This window comes from Variovorax sp. RTB1, assembly GCF_035018765.1.
In the GTDB taxonomy this organism is placed as follows: Bacteria; Pseudomonadota; Gammaproteobacteria; order Burkholderiales; family Burkholderiaceae_C; genus Variovorax.
Genome location: NZ_JASJXG010000075.1, coordinates 1 through 16,024, shown reverse-complemented (window position 1 = coordinate 16,024; position 16,024 = coordinate 1). Strand labels below are relative to the sequence as shown.

At 61.4% G+C, this 16,024-nt stretch carries 13 protein-coding genes and 3 pseudogenes; 9 read left to right on the top strand and 7 right to left on the bottom strand.

Annotated features, from left to right (window positions below; translation table 11 throughout):
• Nucleotides 1-1,256, top strand: a 1,256-nt coding sequence (locus tag QN397_RS25215; RefSeq protein ID WP_323502320.1) for an MFS transporter, incomplete at its 5' end; no start/stop codon positions are given.
• Nucleotides 1,257-1,535: 279 nt separating this feature from the next.
• Here the strand turns inward: QN397_RS25215 and QN397_RS25210 are convergent.
• Nucleotides 1,536-2,564, bottom strand: a complete 1,029-nt coding sequence (locus QN397_RS25210; RefSeq protein WP_323502318.1) for an NAD-dependent epimerase/dehydratase family protein — start codon at nucleotides 2,562-2,564, stop codon at nucleotides 1,536-1,538.
• A 104-nt stretch (nucleotides 2,565-2,668) separates the two neighbouring features.
• On the opposite strand from QN397_RS25210, the gene QN397_RS25205 reads away from it, so the two are divergent.
• The 6 genes from QN397_RS25205 to QN397_RS25180 all read left to right on the top strand — a co-directional run bounded on the left by QN397_RS25205 (nucleotide 2,669) and on the right by QN397_RS25180 (nucleotide 9,103).
• Nucleotides 2,669-3,571, top strand: a complete 903-nt coding sequence (locus tag QN397_RS25205; RefSeq protein ID WP_323502317.1) for a LysR family transcriptional regulator — start codon at nucleotides 2,669-2,671, stop codon at nucleotides 3,569-3,571.
• Nucleotides 3,572-3,858: 287 nt separating this feature from the next.
• A complete protein-coding gene (locus QN397_RS25200; protein WP_323502315.1) occupies nucleotides 3,859-5,316 on the top strand; it encodes an NCS1 family nucleobase:cation symporter-1 in 1,458 nt (485 codons plus the stop codon).
• 10 nt (nucleotides 5,317-5,326) lie between these two features.
• Entirely contained in the window at nucleotides 5,327-6,619 is a 1,293-nt protein-coding gene (locus QN397_RS25195; RefSeq protein WP_323502314.1) for a solute carrier family 23 protein, read from the top strand.
• Nucleotides 6,620-6,633: 14 nt separating this feature from the next.
• Nucleotides 6,634-6,918 (top strand): hypothetical protein, encoded by a 285-nt coding sequence (locus QN397_RS25190; RefSeq protein WP_323499188.1) that lies wholly within the window; start codon nucleotides 6,634-6,636, stop codon nucleotides 6,916-6,918.
• A 692-nt stretch (nucleotides 6,919-7,610) separates the two neighbouring features.
• Nucleotides 7,611-8,456 (top strand): GAF domain-containing protein, encoded by an 846-nt coding sequence (locus QN397_RS25185; RefSeq protein WP_323502313.1) that lies wholly within the window; start codon nucleotides 7,611-7,613, stop codon nucleotides 8,454-8,456.
• A gap of 275 nt (nucleotides 8,457-8,731) precedes the next feature.
• The gene (locus QN397_RS25180; RefSeq protein ID WP_323502312.1) at nucleotides 8,732-9,103 is read left to right on the top strand and encodes a hypothetical protein; all 372 of its coding nucleotides are present in this window, start codon (nucleotides 8,732-8,734) and stop codon (nucleotides 9,101-9,103) included.
• A 119-nt stretch (nucleotides 9,104-9,222) separates the two neighbouring features.
• Here the strand turns inward: QN397_RS25180 and QN397_RS25175 are convergent, their stop codons facing one another.
• A complete protein-coding gene (locus tag QN397_RS25175) occupies nucleotides 9,223-9,615 on the bottom strand; it encodes a DUF4149 domain-containing protein (RefSeq protein WP_323502311.1) in 393 nt (130 codons plus the stop codon).
• A gap of 117 nt (nucleotides 9,616-9,732) precedes the next feature.
• Here QN397_RS25175 and QN397_RS25170 point away from each other — a divergent pair.
• Nucleotides 9,733-10,714 (top strand): IS5 family transposase gene (locus QN397_RS25170; RefSeq protein ID WP_323502309.1). Its coding sequence is split into 2 segments (ribosomal slippage): nucleotides 9,733-10,415 and nucleotides 10,414-10,714, totalling 984 coding nucleotides; the frame shifts between segments, so codons are not numbered across the junction.
• 133 nt (nucleotides 10,715-10,847) lie between these two features.
• On the opposite strand, the pseudogene QN397_RS26840 reads toward QN397_RS25170, so the two are convergent.
• The 4 genes and pseudogenes from QN397_RS26840 to tnpB all read right to left on the bottom strand — a co-directional run.
• Nucleotides 10,848-11,339, bottom strand: a pseudogene (locus QN397_RS26840) (hypothetical protein); the annotation flags it as partial.
• A 33-nt stretch (nucleotides 11,340-11,372) separates the two neighbouring features.
• Entirely contained in the window at nucleotides 11,373-13,358 is a 1,986-nt protein-coding gene (locus tag QN397_RS25160) for a TonB-dependent receptor (RefSeq protein WP_416352367.1), read from the bottom strand.
• Between the two features lie 457 nt (nucleotides 13,359-13,815).
• A complete protein-coding gene (locus tag QN397_RS25155; RefSeq protein ID WP_323502308.1) occupies nucleotides 13,816-14,298 on the bottom strand; it encodes a hypothetical protein in 483 nt (160 codons plus the stop codon).
• Nucleotides 14,299-14,490: 192 nt separating this feature from the next.
• Nucleotides 14,491-15,018, bottom strand: a complete 528-nt coding sequence (gene tnpB, locus QN397_RS25150) for an IS66 family insertion sequence element accessory protein TnpB (protein WP_416352366.1) — start codon at nucleotides 15,016-15,018, stop codon at nucleotides 14,491-14,493.
• 225 nt (nucleotides 15,019-15,243) lie between these two features.
• On the opposite strand from tnpB, the pseudogene QN397_RS25145 reads away from it, so the two are divergent.
• Nucleotides 15,244-15,457, top strand: a pseudogene (locus QN397_RS25145) (IS3 family transposase); the annotation flags it as partial.
• 214 nt (nucleotides 15,458-15,671) lie between these two features.
• On the opposite strand, the pseudogene QN397_RS26835 reads toward QN397_RS25145, so the two are convergent.
• Nucleotides 15,672-15,860 (bottom strand): annotated as a pseudogene (locus QN397_RS26835) (IS5/IS1182 family transposase); the annotation flags it as partial.
• Nucleotides 15,861-16,024 lie beyond the last annotated feature (164 nt).

Here is a 16,024-nt window from a genome sequence, read left to right as displayed (position 1 = left end):
CAGGTGTCGCCTCTAACGCGGCGTTTTCCGTGGCCTTTAGCGGCATTCCAATGACTGCGGTGCTCATGCGAACCGGCTACCAGCTCGACAACGCCACACTGGGGTTGGTGCTCGGCCTCATGGGGCTGGGCATAGCGGTAAGCGAGCTGCCGTGGGGCCTCTTGACCGACCGCTGGGGGGACCGGCCGGTGCTCCTGACCGGCTTGGGCAGCACCGCGCTTGCGCTGTTGGCGATGGCGATCTGGGCCGCGCCGAATGTGCGGCATATCCCCGGCCTCGGCTTGCTGGGAGCGGGGCTGTTGCTGGTCGGCCTGCTGGGCGGCAGCGTGAACGGCGCAAGCGGCCGTGCGGTGATGACCTGGTTCGACGCCAGCGAGCGCGGGCTCGCGATGAGCATCCGTCAGACCGCCGTGCCGCTGGGTGGGGGCATCGGCGCGCTGGCGCTGCCCTTTGTAGCGCTGCACTTCGGCTTCGCTGCGCTCTACGGTCTGCTGGCGGTGCTGTGCGCGCTGGGCGCGGTGATGAGTTGGGCCTGGGTGCATGAGCCGCCCATTGCAGCGATCACGCCGCGCACCACCGCTAACTTCACCGAAGCCGCCCTCGCATCGAAGGCCAGCCCGCTTCACGATGCGCGCGTCTGGCGCATCGTGCTGGGCATCGGCATCCTCTGCGCGCCGCAGTTCGCGGTGCTGTCCTTTGGAACCATTTTCCTGCACGACTTCGGCCATGCGGGCCTGGCGACCATCACCGCCACCATGGTCTTCACGCAGGTGGGAGCGATGGTGATGCGCGTGTGGAGCGGCCGCTGGACCGACCGCCGCTGCAACCGCCCGGCCTACCTGCGTGCCTGCAGCGCACTCAGCGTGGGGTTGTTCGCAGGGCTCGCAGTGCTGGTGATAGCCGCAGGCACGCATGCCGCCGATTCATTGGCGCTGCGCATTGCGCTGGTCGTGTTGCTGGGCGTGAGCGGTGTTTGCGTATCGGCCTGGCACGGGGTCGCGTTCACCGAACTCGCCACGCTGGCCGGTGCGGCGCGTGCGGGCACCGCGCTGGGTATGGCTAACACCAGCGTGTTCCTGGTGTGCTTCGTCACGCCCTTCTCGATCCCGCATCTGCTCGCCCTACAAGGCTGGCCGATGGTGTGGCTCGCTGCGAGCGCCTGTGCGCTGGTGGCGATGCCGCTGCTGGTGCCGCGTGCTGAGGCAACAGCCGTCGACCAGAAGGTCGCGAGAACGAGGTTGAGTCGATCCACATAGGCGGAGATCGAGAGCGACTGCGACGGCGCTGAGCGCTTCCTCACTTTCCTTCCTGTCGCCCTGAAAAAATTGGCGTAAGCGATGGCTAGGTTGCCTGTTGATGCCACATCGGTTGAGCTGAGTGCGCGTCACGAATGTCTGGTTGTGGCACAGTTCAATCACCCTGCCAACGTGGGCATGGGCCCGCCGGTACGGCACATCCGCGAGCTTGGCAATGGCGTAGATCGACAAGCCTTGATGTCCCGCGACGGCATTCAATATTTCGCGACTGTATCCCCCTCACACAGCATCTGGACAACTGACGGGCTGCACGCCTGGTGATGACGAGACGTGCACGCAACCCATGCCGATCAGCGAAGCCTCGACCGCCTGATCCAGGGGGGTGTGCGGCTCGCGTCCCAGTACTTGGACCAGCCGGCTGTTGACCATCTGTACCGGCTCTTTCCACAAGTACCGCATCTCCAGAAGTTCGCGCAGCGTCGGCACGAACGGCGCGGCCACCCGCATCAGCCACCATGGCGTTCTTTTGATGGGCGGAGCCTTTGCGGTGCGGCGTGCGACGACGCGCTGAATCGCCTGTGCCATCTGCAATCCGGTGGCGTCCCAGTGTCCCGCCATGTGGAAGCGCTCAAAGGCGCCCAGTGCCTCGCGGCGGGCCAACAGTTCAACCATGGTCTGCGCTACATCCGGCAGGTACGCCCACTGGTGACCAACGCCCGCTTCGGCAGGGTTGGCGATCGAGGCAACCGGCTGACCGGACTTCAGCAAGCCTTGAGCAAACCAGCTGTTCCCGGGCTTGGGCCCAAAAAAATCACCGGCGCGCACGATGATGGAGCGGACACCCTGTCGGCTCGCCGCCTCCAGGCGCCGCTCCAACTCGACGCGGATCATGCCCTTGCGCGTCACCGCATGCTGCGCAGAGTCTTCGTCGAGGAGCGGAAATGCGTCCGGTCCGAAGTTGTAGACGGTTCCTGGCAGGACGATGGTGGCGCCGTGCGCCGCGGCGGCGGCAATCGTGTTGTCGAGCATCGGCAGCACGAGCGTCTCCCAGTTGCGGTAGCCGGGCGGGTTGACCGCGTGCACGATGACTTTGCAACCCTCCGCGCACCGCATCACGTCCTCATGGCTCATGGCATCGCCCTTCAGCCATGTCAGACCTTCATCGCGAGGTGCGGTGCCAGCGGTCCCACGCGTCAGCGCGCGAACTCTCCATCCTGCGTCTCGAAGCTGCCGGGCTACCTCGCCCCCGATGCCGCCCGTCGCCCCCATTACGAGAACCGTCATGCCGTCGTTGCCGTCGTTGCCCATTTCGTGTTCCTTGTTTCAAAGATTGTTCGTCGATGAGCGAAGTCTGAGCGGAGACTGGTACAAATGAAATTGGCCAACATCGCCCAGCGACCATACATTTACGTATGACTTCAACGACCATTGGCTGGGAGCTGTATCGCTCGTTTCTGGGGGTGTTGACCGAGGGGTCGTTGTCGGGAGCGGCGCGCGCGCTCGGCATCACGCAGCCCACCGTCGGGCGTCACATTGCGGCGCTGGAGAAGGCGCTTGGCGTGGTGCTGTTCACCCGGTCGCAGGCAGGCCTCCTGCCGACCGAGACGGCTACCTCGTTGCGCGGCCATGCGCAGGCGATGGAAAGCACGGCAGCGGCGCTCGAGCGTGCGGCCGGAAGCCAGGGCGGAGACGGAGTCGCAATCAAAGGGATCGTGCGGGTCAGCTGCAGCGACGTGGTGGGGGTCGAGGTGCTGCCAGGGGTGCTGGCCCGGCTGCGTGAATCACATCCCGACCTGAAGATCGAACTGGTGCTAACAGATCGGGTGCAGGACCTGTTGCTGCGCGAGGCGGACATCGCTGTGCGGATGGCGGCACCTAAACAAGAGCAGTTGGTGGCGCGGCGCATCGGCCGGATCGAGCTCGGCCTGCATGCCCGACGCGACTATCTGGACCGCCACGGTACCCCTCGCAACGTCGGTCAGCTGCACGGTCATTCCTCCATCGGCTACGACCAGATGACGGCCTATCTGCGCCAGGCCGAGAAGTCGCTCAAGGGATTGCGACGTGAGCAATTTTCTTTGCGAAGCGACAGCAACCTTGCCCAGCTGGCGCTGATTCGCGCTGGTGCAGGCATCGGCATGTGCCAGGTGCCGCTGGCCAAGCGAGATCCCGCTTTGGTCCGCGTGATGCCAAAGCTGTTCTCGCTGCCGCTCGAGACCTGGGTGACGATGCATGCAGACTTGCGTGGCAGCCCACGCTGCCGCGTCACCTTCGACGCGCTAGTCGAAGGCATGGTGGCTTACGCAAACGTTTGAACTCCATTGCTGCGGATACCCGTCTGAGCGACTGGTGCTCGCTCGATCGCCGTCGTTAGAAGCCTGCGAGTGCGCCATCGAAGCTGCCTCTTGCTGAGGGCGACGCGACGCAAAATTCGCCGGTCACGCCCAACCCCCGGCATGAATGCCGCGCCGGTTCTGGCATGCCGACCGACGCTTTTTCCAAAACCCGGAAAAACCCTGTTCACGATTCCATGCAAAAGTGCATACAGTTCTTGCATACCAGCGTGTGTGGCATTGCGCTGGCGAGCACAAGGAACGTCACCATGGAAATCAAGAACCCTTCCCCAGGCCTCTACAACGAGGACCTGGCGCCGGCCAAGGAACGCAACTGGGGAGCCTTCAGCATCTTCAATGTGTGGACCTCGGACGTGCACAGTCTCTGGGGCTACTACTTGGCCGCCAGTCTTTTTCTCCTGTGCGGCAGCTTCGTCAACTTCGTCATAGCGATCGGGCTGGGTTCGCTGGTGATCTTCGCTCTCATGAACCTGATCGGCTATGCCGGCGAAAAGACAGGAGTGCCGTACCCGGTGCTGGCACGCGCCTCGTTCGGCGTATGGGGCGCCAACCTGGCGGCCGTCGTGCGCGCGGTAGTGGCGTGTTTTTGGTACGGCGCCCAAACCGCGGCAGCCTCGGGCGCGATGGTCGCACTGCTGATCCGAAGCGACGCCCTGATGGACTTTCACAAGGGCACGCACTTCCTAGGCCATTCAGGGCTGGAGGTGATCTGCTATGTCGTGATCTGGGCTTTGCAACTCCTCATCATCCAGCGGGGAATGGAGACTGTTCGCAAGTTCCAGGACTGGGCCGGGCCGGCCGTGTGGGTTGCCATGCTGATCCTGGCGATCGGCCTGTGCGTGAAAGCGGGCGGCTTCTCTTTCGACCACGGGATTCCGATGGATGTCCTGCTTGCCAAGACCAAGGACGCCGGCGTTGCCGGCGAGCCCGGTTCGTTCTGGGCGTTGACGGCGGTCGCTGCCACGTGGATCACTTACTTCGCAGCGCTCTACCTCAACTTCTGCGACTTTTCCCGCTACGCGAAGAACAAGGATGCGGTGAAGAAGGGCAACATCTGGGGCCTGCCGGTCAACCTCATCGCTTTCTCTCTGGTCGCCGGCGTGACCACCATCGCGGCTTTCAAGGTCTACGGCGAAGTGCTGCTGCACCCCGAGCAAATTTCAGCCAAGTTCGACAGCTGGGTGCTGGCGCTGATCGCAGCCATGACGTTCGCGGTCGCGACGCTCGGCATCAACGTGGTGGCCAACTTCGTATCGGCTGCTTTCGATATTTCCAATGTCTTTCCCAAGCAGATCAACTTCAAGAAGGGCGGCTACATCGCTGCCGCCATCGCGCTCGTGCTGTATCCCTTCGCACCGTGGGAAGGCAATGCAGCGCACTTCGTGAATGCCATCGGCGCCACGATGGGGCCACTGCTCGGCATCATCCTGGTCGACTATTACCTCGTGGCCAAGGGCAACATCAATGTGGCGGCGCTCTATCAGGAGTTCGGCGAATACCGCTACGAGGGGGGGTGGAACGTGAACGCTCTTGTGGCGGTGGCGATCGGTTCGATCTTCTCGACCATCCTGCCCAACTTCACGAATCTGCTGCCGGCCTGGTGGAACACGTACGGCTGGTTCTTCGGGGTGCTCATCGGTGGCGGCACGTATCTGATCATGGCGACACTGCGTCCAAGAGCCGCTGTGGCGACCGTGCTCGTTTAAAGGAAACCGCATGTCCGATTCCTACTTTCCGCGCTGGCGCGAAGTCCAGGCCATCAGCGGCAGCGTCGTCGCGCCCGACGAGCGTCTTCCGTGGCCGCAAACCGCGGCCATGGGCGTGCAGCACGTCATCGCCATGTTCGGCGCCACTGTGTTGGCGCCGATCTTGATGGGCTTCAACCCGAACATCGCGATCCTGATGAGCGGTGTCGGCACGCTGATCTTTTTCTTCGTGACCGGCGGGCGCGTGCCGAGCTACCTGGGCTCGAGCTTCGCCTTCATCGGCGTGGTGATCGCGGCCAGCGGTTACGCAGGCAAGGGCCCGAACGACAACCTCGCCGTCGCGCTCGGAGGCATCGTTGCGTGCGGCGTCGTCTATATCGCTATCGGCGCATTGGTGCAATGGGTCGGCACCGGATGGATCGAGCGCTTCATGCCACCGGTCGTCACGGGCGCCGTGGTCGCCGTCATCGGACTCAACCTGGCCAGCGTGCCGATCAAAAACATGGCGGCGGGCAACTTCGATGCGTGGATGCAGGCCGCCACCTTCCTGTGCGTCGGACTGGTCGCGGTGTTCGGACGCGGCATGCTGCAGCGGCTGTTGATCCTCGCGGGACTGGTGCTCGCCACGCTCGTCTATGCCGCTTTGACCAATGGCCTGGGGCTCGGCAAGCCAGTCGACCTGAGCGGCATCGCCAATGCAGCGTGGTTTGGCCTGCCGGCGTTCACCGCGCCGGTATTCACCGGCAACGCCATGCTGCTGATCGCGCCGGTGGCGATCATCCTCGTCGCCGAAAACCTCGGCCACCTCAAGGCCGTGACCGCGATGACCGGCCGCAATCTCGACCGCTATATGGGCCGCGCTTTCATCGGTGACGGCATCGCGACCGTGGTAAGCGGCTCGGTCGGCGGCACCGGCGTCACGACGTATGCGGAGAACATCGGCGTCATGGCGGCCACGCGCATCTACTCGACGGCAGTGTTCGTGGTGGCCGCGCTGATCGCGCTGCTGCTGGGTTTCTCGCCGAAGTTCGGCGCACTGATCCAGGCGATTCCATTGCCGGTCATGGGCGGGGTGAGCATCGTGGTGTTCGGGTTGATCGCGGTGGCAGGCGCCAAGATCTGGGTCGACAACAAGGTCGACTTTTCGCAGAACCGCAATCTGATCGTCGCGGCCATTACTTTGATCATCGGCACTGGTGATTTCACTTTGAAGTTCGGTCAGTTCGCGCTGGGCGGGATCGGTACGGCGACCTTCGGCGCGATCCTGCTGTATGCATTGCTCGGTCGCGCGCGCAATGCGTGAAGTCGAGCCGCGCCTTGGGACCGCGCCGCAAGTCGTTCTCCGAGCGATTCCGTGAGTTCATCGTCCAGTTGTGGCCGGCCCGCGCACGTGTCGATTCACGTGAATGGCGGCGTGCCGTCCGGCGGGCGGGCATAGGTATTCTGGTCACCGTACTGGTGTCGCACTGGTTGGCCGGTATCGTCATTTCAGGGCGGGCCGTGTCGGTCGGAGCTTTGGTGCAGCCTTGGGCGGTTGTCGGCGGCAACGTGCTTTCGGGCCTGGTGGGTTCGGCATGTAATTTGCTGATTCCGGACCCATGAGAGTCCATGCAAGCACCTCAAGGCGCCCCCGCACCCCTGGGTACCGGCTGTGACAAGTGCGCCGACCACCGAGGTTGGTTACGTCAGCCGGCGCAAGTGGGAATTGCGCTACGGCTCTTATCGCAGCCGCGCTAGCGTGGTTCGTTGAGCGGCTAGCGAGGTTTGGTGACCTGGCTAGCTTAGTTCGTCGACTTCAACATCGACCGCGACCAGGAGCGAGGGTGGCAGCGCGCAGTCACCAGTGGGCGCGCTTGTGCCACCGAGCGCGGTGAGCACGGCCGCGGTTTCGTTGAGTCGGCCGAGAAGCAGAAGCCTGCGCTATTTCCTCGTGCGCGCCGCAGCAGCGCGCGCGCATGCGGGTGCTCGCCGAGCGCCTCGCCCGCTGCCAGGGCGCACGAAGCGGCAGCGATGAGGAAATGCATGCCGATAGGTCATAGATCAGTAGGTGGCTGGCGTCAACTATGTTGGGGCGGGTCTGGATTTGACCCTTTCGCCGGAATTGCGTCGGCGCATTCGCGGGCCTTAAGACATCCCAAGACCGGGATTGCGAGATCCTGGGAAATGTAAGTCCCACGCCGCCGCATAGGCCAAAAACACGCAGGCGCCGACGTCAGTCGCCCATCGAGTCGCAGCCCAACGTGCGCGTCCCTTGCGCCGTTGGGGTACCGCATAGCGCGGCCTTAAACTGAGGCATGCGCGCAAATGCCGAAAGGCTCGATCAACTCAGGCAACTGGCCATTCTCGACAGCAGTCCGGAGAAGATTTACGACGACCTCACCAAGCTGCTCGTGCGCAGCCTCGATGTACCGATTGGCATGGTGAACCTGCTTGACACTGAACGCGACTGGTTCAAGGCATGCGTCGGTCTGCCGATGTCGCAATCGCCCGCGGACGCGTCGTTTTGCGAGGTGTTTTTCAACACGGCAACTGACATTGTCGTAGTGGAAGACACCTCCAAGGATCCGCGCTTTGCGACGCATCCTTTCGTGGCCGGTGCGCCCTTCGTCCGGTTCTACGCAGCGGCGCGCCTGACCGTTGGACAGCAGACGGTCGGCACCCTTTGCGTCTACGACACCAAGCCGCACCAACTGAGTGAAGGCCAGATGCTGGACTTGCAGATCCTGGCCGAAGCAGCGATCCACGTGCTGGAAAGTCGCAAACTGCCTTCGGCGCTGGCAACCGGTGCGCTGCGATCGATTGTTCTGATGGACAGCGATCCGTATTCATCAAGGGCGCTGTCGGAGCTGATCTGTCTGGTCGAGCCAGGCTGCACGATCGATGTTCGCCGCGATTGGCCAAGCGCAATGACGGCGGTGCTATCCACACGTCCGTGGGCGGTTATTGCCGACCTGAAAATGGCCGGGCTGGACAGTTTGGCGCCGGTCGCCAGCATCAGGGCGGTCCTGGGCGACGCAGCGCCCATCATGGTGGCAGTTGCGGCCGACATCTCCAAGCTCGATGCACTCGAGCTTGGCTATGATTTTGTCTTTGGAAAACCTGTCGAAATCGCATCGCTGATGAGCGCGATCGGGCGTTGACGATCAGGCATCGCAGCATCGGTTGGCTATACGCCCCAGGGCAGAGAGCATTGGTGCTTCATTTCCATGCTTGAATCGAACGGCGTTTCCAAGACAGTAGCCCTCCCTTCGATGGATCGATCAGCCGCGCCAGGCCGACTAAGCCTCTGTTCGTATGTGCTACACCGCACACTCCAGTGTTAGTCACGCACGGGACGGACTACATGCGCTAGGCCCCCTCGGCGCACAGGACCGACGAGCGCGCAAGTTACGCTGTCGTGGATGGATTGCCTTCGATGAACCGTGCTACTTTCGTAGTTGAAGACATTCAGGTCATACGTGACGAGCTGATGCCGAGCATGGTGGAACTGGCGAACGCAAGGCTCGTTGGCTTTGCCGACAATGAAGCCGATGCCGTTGCCTGGTTTCACGACCACGCCAACGTATGGGACGACGCGGTTATCGACCTGTTCTACCCACATGGAAAGGGATTTGGCGTCCTGGCAGCACTGATCGGGCGAAGTTTCGACCAGCGCGCCATTGTTTTAACCAACTACTGCACCGATGCGATGCGGGCCAGATGCAGTGCGCTTGGGGGGGATGCCATCTTCGACAAGTCGACTCAACTGGATGAATTTTTCGCCTACCTTCGGCGAACCGTTCGTTAAGAAATTCGGCGGGGCGCCGACGTGCTTTGCGGTCTCTTCTGCGCCCCTCATGCCATGCGGCTTAAAAGTCCCACGTCTGCCTGAGAGATTCGTCCGCCAGTTCTGAGGGCGTGATTCACTCAGACCAGCCGCACCAGCACAGCGCCAGCAGCCACGATGTGCGCCAGCGTAATTACTACAGACATGCCGTGCAGCCACTTGAAGCGCTGGCGCATCCCTTGGTCGGTGGCGGCATTGATGGCCGGCATCAGCAACTGGCGCGAGGGCACTGTCGTGATGGCAATGGCCGCCATCAGCCCGGCAGCCACCGCATCCAGAGGCCACAGCAGGCCCGCGCCGATTGCCGCGGCCGCGATCACGAACAGATAGAACGCTGGAAACGCGCGCCGCAGTGTGGCGCCTGCAACGTCGGGGGGCAAGGCCGTGAACAGGAAGGCCGCGAAGCCGAACGAATACAGGGCCATGCCGCCGAACAGCAAGGCTGTGGTGAGAACCGCCAGCACCTGGATCATGCGGGTTCGGCGCCATGGGCCGCAACAGCCTTACCGCTAGGGGGACGCTGATCAATTGATAGATCCCGGCACGCCTCATGCATGCACCGAGAGCATCAAATTTCGAGGGCAACGGACATGAACCAACGCAGCTTTGCCAGCGCCGAGTACGCATTGAAGAAGAAGCGAACGCGCCGCGAGAAGTTTCTTGCCGAGATGGAGCGTGTCGTGCCTTGGAGCCGCTTGATTGCCGTGATCGAGCCGCTGTATCCGACCAGTGGACGTGTAGGCCGTCAGCCGATCGGAGTCGCCCGGATGCTGCGCATGTACTGCCTGCAGCAGTGGTATGGCCTGGCAGACGAGGCGCTGGAAGATGCCTTGTACGACAGCCAAGCACTGCGCGACTTCGTGGGCATCGACCTGTCGCGCGAATCGGTGCCCGATGCCACCACGTTGCTCAAGTTCAGGCGCTTGCTGCTGGACAACGACCTCACCAAGTCCCTGTTCGACGAGATCAACGCGTACCTTGCCGAGCAGGGCCTTTTGATGCGTGCCGGCACCATCGTGGACGCGACCATCATCGCGGCTCCAAGCTCGACCAAGAACGCAGACCTCACGCGCGACCCGGAGATGCATCAGACCAAGAAGGGCAATCAATGGCACTTCGGGATGAAGGCGCACATCGGGGTCGACGCGCAGTCCGGGCTGGTGCATACATTGGTGGGCACAGCGGCCAACGTGAGTGACCTCAATGTCGCCGATGCGTTGCTGCATGGTGAGGAGCATGCGGCCTTCGGAGACGCTGGCTACCAGGGCGTGCAAGCGAGCTGAAGCGCAAGGACCGACCTGGCACGTGGCCATGCGTCGGGGCAAGCGGCGCAAGTTCAATGAATTCATCGAGCCTCAGTACTTGGCCGAACGTGCGGAGAAGATAAAGGCCAGCATCCGCGCCAAGGTCGAGCATCCGTTCCATGTGATCAAGAACCTGTTTCGACATCGGAAGACGCGTTACAAAGGGCTGGCCAGGAACACGGCACAGCTGTTCAGCTTGTTCGGTCTGGCCAATCCGGTCATCGCCAAGAAGGCGCTCCTGGACTGCCATGCCCAAGGTGCGTCTTGAACGTGGAAGCGACCTCGAAAGAGGTCAAAACGCATGCCGTGAAGGCTCTAATCGTGAAGTCGGACAATCTTTAGGGCGTATCGCGTTGCCATGTCGTCAACTCGCGCTGCGATGCGCAATGTTCAGCGTCTCCTTAGTGTGTTGCATCGACCCGTTGAATCCGCCCGCTGAAGCGGTCGTACTTCATGCGCCGCAAATAGGTCAGCTCGACCTTTATCTTCTCGATGGTGAGCAGCGCGATCTTCATGGCCTCCTGCGAGCGCTGCATGTCGCCGCTGAGCGCGGCGTGATCGGCGAGCATTTCGTCGAACGTCATGCGAGTAACTCTGCCAGCGATGCGGTACCGCGCAGTCATCCCGGCCAACAATGCAAAGCTGAAGATCGCGTTGCAATCCAATGCGGTTTTGATGACAGATGAAGAAGCCGGCACCCGGCCGATGCAGTACGCAAACGAATCGATGAAAGTCAATAGCACCGGCACCAGTGCTTCGGCGCCAGTCGAGGGCGCTCGCATCAGGCGCAGATGGTCTCGGCGCCACTTGAACAGCAAGTTGGCGTTGATGCCGGCGGCCATAGCAATGGTCGAGACGGACGCACCGGGCACAAGGCTCTGCAGGATCAGGTCCGCCTTGAACGACCGTCCGGGGTCAGCGGCGCCTTAATTGAAATTCATCGTGACGTTTACCCGCAGTGATCGCCGCTCGATAGGATGAAAATGAATGTCGTTGACGGAAACTGCTTCGTTGCGCAGACGTGACTCGTAGTAATAGTCGATCGCTGAATCCTGACGGTTCGTCAGATTGAATGCCTCAAGCTCAACCCGTGCTGACTTGTTGATTTTGTAGCCGACGCGGGCGTTCAGCGTCGCTGTGCTCTTGGACCGCACGCTGTTGTCCTCCAGCAAAGGACGAGGACCGAAATAGCGCAGTTGTAGAGCGCCATAGAACGCTCCAACATTGTCGACTGCCAACGCGATCGACGCCACACCTTCGACGGCTCCCGGAATACGATTTCCCACAACGTCGAAATTCTTGAATCGGGCGCGAGCAAGGGCAACATCGGCATCGATGGTCAGCCAGTCGAAGGGCTTGTAGTAGTTGGAAAGCTCGAAGCCCACGCGCCTGCTGGGCCGTCCCGCAAAAGTGGTCCCGGCATCGCCCGCAAAGATAAGTTCAGAGTCGAAGTCAAGGCGGTATACCGATAGGGATGTTTGCAAGCCTTTGACGATCTCGGTTCGCACGCCCAACTCCGCGCCCTTGGAGCGTACGAGCGGAGCAATTCTATCCGCAGCATCGCCCGTTTTTGGATCCACACGGATGGTCGTTCCCCGTGCATCATTGCTATGAAAACCGGTGCCTGCGTTGATGTAGTACTCCGTCTTCGCCCAAGGGCCAAAAATCAGGCCCAGCTTCGGGCTAACAATACTGGCTCGCGCCTTGCCCGAATTCAATGCGTTGTCGCTGTCGACCTTGAATCGGTAGGCATCGGTGCGCAAGCCGGCCACGGTTCGAAACCAATCGCTCCAGTAGGTTGTGTTCTCCGCGAACAAACCCAAACTGCTTTCCGTAATGTGATCCTGGCGGGTTGTAGACAGGCGCTGCCGCTCGACCGTGCTGTAAAGGCCATTGTGTATGTTGTCATTCTCCAATTGAACACCGACTGTTGTCTGGGACGCCTGTCCCCACCCCCCAGTCTGCCAAGTGTGTGCAGCCTTCAGGCCCGTCGTGATACGTCGGTCGGGCTGATTGAACTGATCGCCGTGGACAGGGTCGTCGAGAAAATAGGTGAAGTTGGAAAAGAGATTCAACCGCTGCTGAATGACGTAAGCATTGACCTTGGTCGAACCACTGGCGGTGGTGTTGCGCCACTCGCTTGACAGGCTGTAGCGACTTGAGTTGCCACCGTCGCTGGGGTCGATGGCGTCAAAGCGTGACAACCCCCCACTGTCAACGGCTCGCTTGGGGACCTGGTCAGTCGCGTTCCACTTGGCGGTGTACGCCATACCGGTGATGTTGAAACCGTTGGCCTCGTTTCCCTGGCTGTAGCGAAGTACGCCATTCAGCTTCTTGTAATCGTCAGGGTGAACGAACGGACCGTCGTTGCGAAAAGCTTCCAGCGCATAGAGCAAAGTGCCATCGCCGAACGCGGGCGAGTCAGCCAGAAATAGCCGGCGATAGCCACCTTGACCAAACCCCAAGCTCGCGATGCCGTGGTCAAGCTTGTCTGCGTAGCGTACTGAGACTGCGCCGGCCGAAGAAAAGTCGCCCTCGGACGCGTAATAAGGCCCCTTTTTATAGTCAAGCTGCGTCGCCAGCTCCGGCATCAGGAAATTGAGGTCCGTCCAGCCTTGACCGTGCGAGTGACTGCGTTCATTGACCAGCATCCCGTCTACGGTAGTGCGAAGGTCCGTGCCGTGGTCAAGGTTGAAGCCGCGCAGATAGAACTGATTGGCTTTTCCTTCACCGCTGTGCTGACTCACGATCAGGCCGGGAGTGGCTTCCAGCAGTTCTCCCGGCCGATAGACGGTTCGGGCCGCCAGTTGCTGCTGCGTGACAACGCCGGCGTTGGCCGAGTCGGCAATGCCCAGCTGACTGTTGCGCGAGCTTTCAACGATGGTCGGCGCCAAACTGGTCGGCTCGTTGATTGAAGCCGGTGATTGCGCAAAGGCTCCCCCGGCAAGCGCTGAAGCCAAGAGAAGCGTTATACGAGGGGCGCTGAGGTTTGCGTAAGCGGTCCCACGCACAGCGGGACCCAAGCGGCCCCTGTCTAAATCGAGGGTTTTGAATGAAGAGAGCACGGTTTTCTCCAAAGCCGCGCAACAGTTCGGCGGCTCGATTTTCGGCAAGGGCTTGTTCCGCGTTGTCAAGTGGCAAAGCGGCGGGTCGTCTCAGCGGGACGAGGCGCAAGGAGTGCGCCTCTAGCCCGGCCGAAAGCTAAAGCTTCGGCGCGTGGCAACCTTCACGAAACGCGCGCGCACATGTGCGGGACGCGCTCACACGAAGTAAGGTTCAGGGTGCACTGCACTGCACTGCACTGCACTGCGACGGGCATTCATCAGCGCTATGGCACCGCGCCGCACAGCGCGGCGTGCGGGAAACTGCTCAGGCCACGCTCATCGGCGGACGGTCGAGTCGCCGGAGGTTGGCACTGGAGAAAGCTTCGTCGGTAAACGCCCGCCAGCTACTGTTGCGCAATTCCTGAGTTGAAATCCTTAGCGCAACATTTTCAGAAACGACAAACAACAAACCTGCTCCGGCTTGCAGGTTTTCTGAAGATGTTCCGTCCCCGTCCGTCGGTGTCTCTAGATTCACCACGCTTTCATCGTCGGAATCGTGATGGTGACGCAGTCCACTTTCATGATGATGCGGGTAATTCGCCGTTTTCACATGGTCGAATTCGGTTCGGCGGAAATCTCTCCAGTCACTCATCGACGCTTGGGACAGTGCGGTGGGCTCAAACGTTCGGTGCACATGCTTGGCGCCAAGGAGACCGACGATCGCCACGGAAACCGACTGGAGCGGTAAAGCGACGACCAAGCAGGCCGTCGTCAGCCATAGCGCGATGAGTCGGTGGATCCGCTGCATCAGTCGCTCGAAGGCAGCGGCTCAATACTGCGATTCGCAAGGTTGTACATAACGTTGGCGCGCTTTTACAGATCAGGCGTGTTCGTGGACATGTGCAATGTACGAACGAAAACGCGTGCTGGATGTAGGCTTGGGACTTAAACGGACCTATTTGGGTGAAGCGAACCGGCGCTTCTGGAAATCGACTATTTTTTACACCACCATCTCGGGCCGCCAAGTGCGTGCGGGCATGCGCCAGTCAATGCCTTCGAGCAGCATCGACAGCTGCGCTGGCGTGAGCCACACGCTGCCCGAGGTGGCTTGCGGCCACACGAAGCGACCGTTCTCCAATCGCTTGGCCAACAGCAGCAATTCCTGGCCATCGGACCACAACACCTTGATGATGTCGCCGCGACGCCCGCGGAAGACGAACACATGGCCCGAATGCGGATTGGCCGCCAGTGCGGTTTGCACCTGCGCGGCAAGCCCGTCGAAGCCCTTTCTCAAGTCGGTGTGGCAGGCGGCAATCCAAACGCGTGTTCCCGAGGGCAGGCCGATCACCGCCATGGCCGTCGCAGCCACCGAGGTGCCCGGTATCAAGCATTGGCGCACCAGTTCGGCCTTGAAGTCCGCGGCATAGACGCGCTTGCCATCGCTGCGCACACGCAAGACGCCCGGTTGCAGTTCGACGGGCTGTGTTCTGTCGACTCTCTCCGGTGCACTATGGCTGCGTCGACTCACTCAACTGGGTGGACGCAAGCGTGCCCTGCTTACCGTCTAAACGCGACATGGTGACGCATTGACTCATCCGATCTGCTACCGGGTGAGCTGACGAGCCACAAGGGCAGTCATACTTTTACCATCGTGGTTTGAACGAATTCACTTTTCTCGACGGGCCCGGGGCAGGGCGGCGCCGCACCCCCACCGGGGGTGAGGCGGAATTCTTGGACTACCCGAAAGTAGTTCATGTATTCCTACGAAGATCGAAACCGAGCAGTCGAGCTGTTAATCAAACTCGGCAAACGAGTCGCCGAGACCATTCACAAGCCGGGTTACCCGACAGAGAATGCTCTCAAGAGCTGGCGCCCGGCGTATGAGCAGGGCTCGGACCTACCGCGCGGCCTATGCGCGCGCCAAGCCCAAATACTCAGCTGCGCAGCAGACGCTGGTCATTGAGCACTAACCAGTGCACGGGCGCTGCATTGCGGCAACCACCAAGACGCTTTGACCCTGCCTCGATTCCACGTACATCAAGAAGTTGGAAACTTCGGATGTATGGTGAATCGAAATGCGAGATAGCAAACTGCCGAAGCGGTAGTACACGGAAGAATTCAAGGTCGAGGCTGTCAGGCTGTCGGAATCGGTCGGAGGCCACCAAGCGGCACGCCGACTGGGCGTGCCCGGCCGACCAGTGGGCGGCCATTGCCGGGTTTCGGATAGTGCGGCTCGATCACGCCGCATAGAGCCTTCCAAGGAGCGAAGCGCTCCATCGTGGCCAGGAAAGCGTCGCGGCGCGTAGGCCTTCTGAACTGTTGGTGCTACGCATTCTGGTCACCGGCCATGGCGAGAGTCTGTTGCTTCATGCAATGCGTGATGCAGGCAGCGTGCCATCTTCGGACTTGATCCGATGGTATGGGCGCCTCCCTCCTACCGCTGGTGCTGCTTGCACCGCGCCGCGGGAAGTGCCAGATTGACGATCCCACCGTCAACATCCAAATGGAGACCATCATGGAACGTACCGTCATTG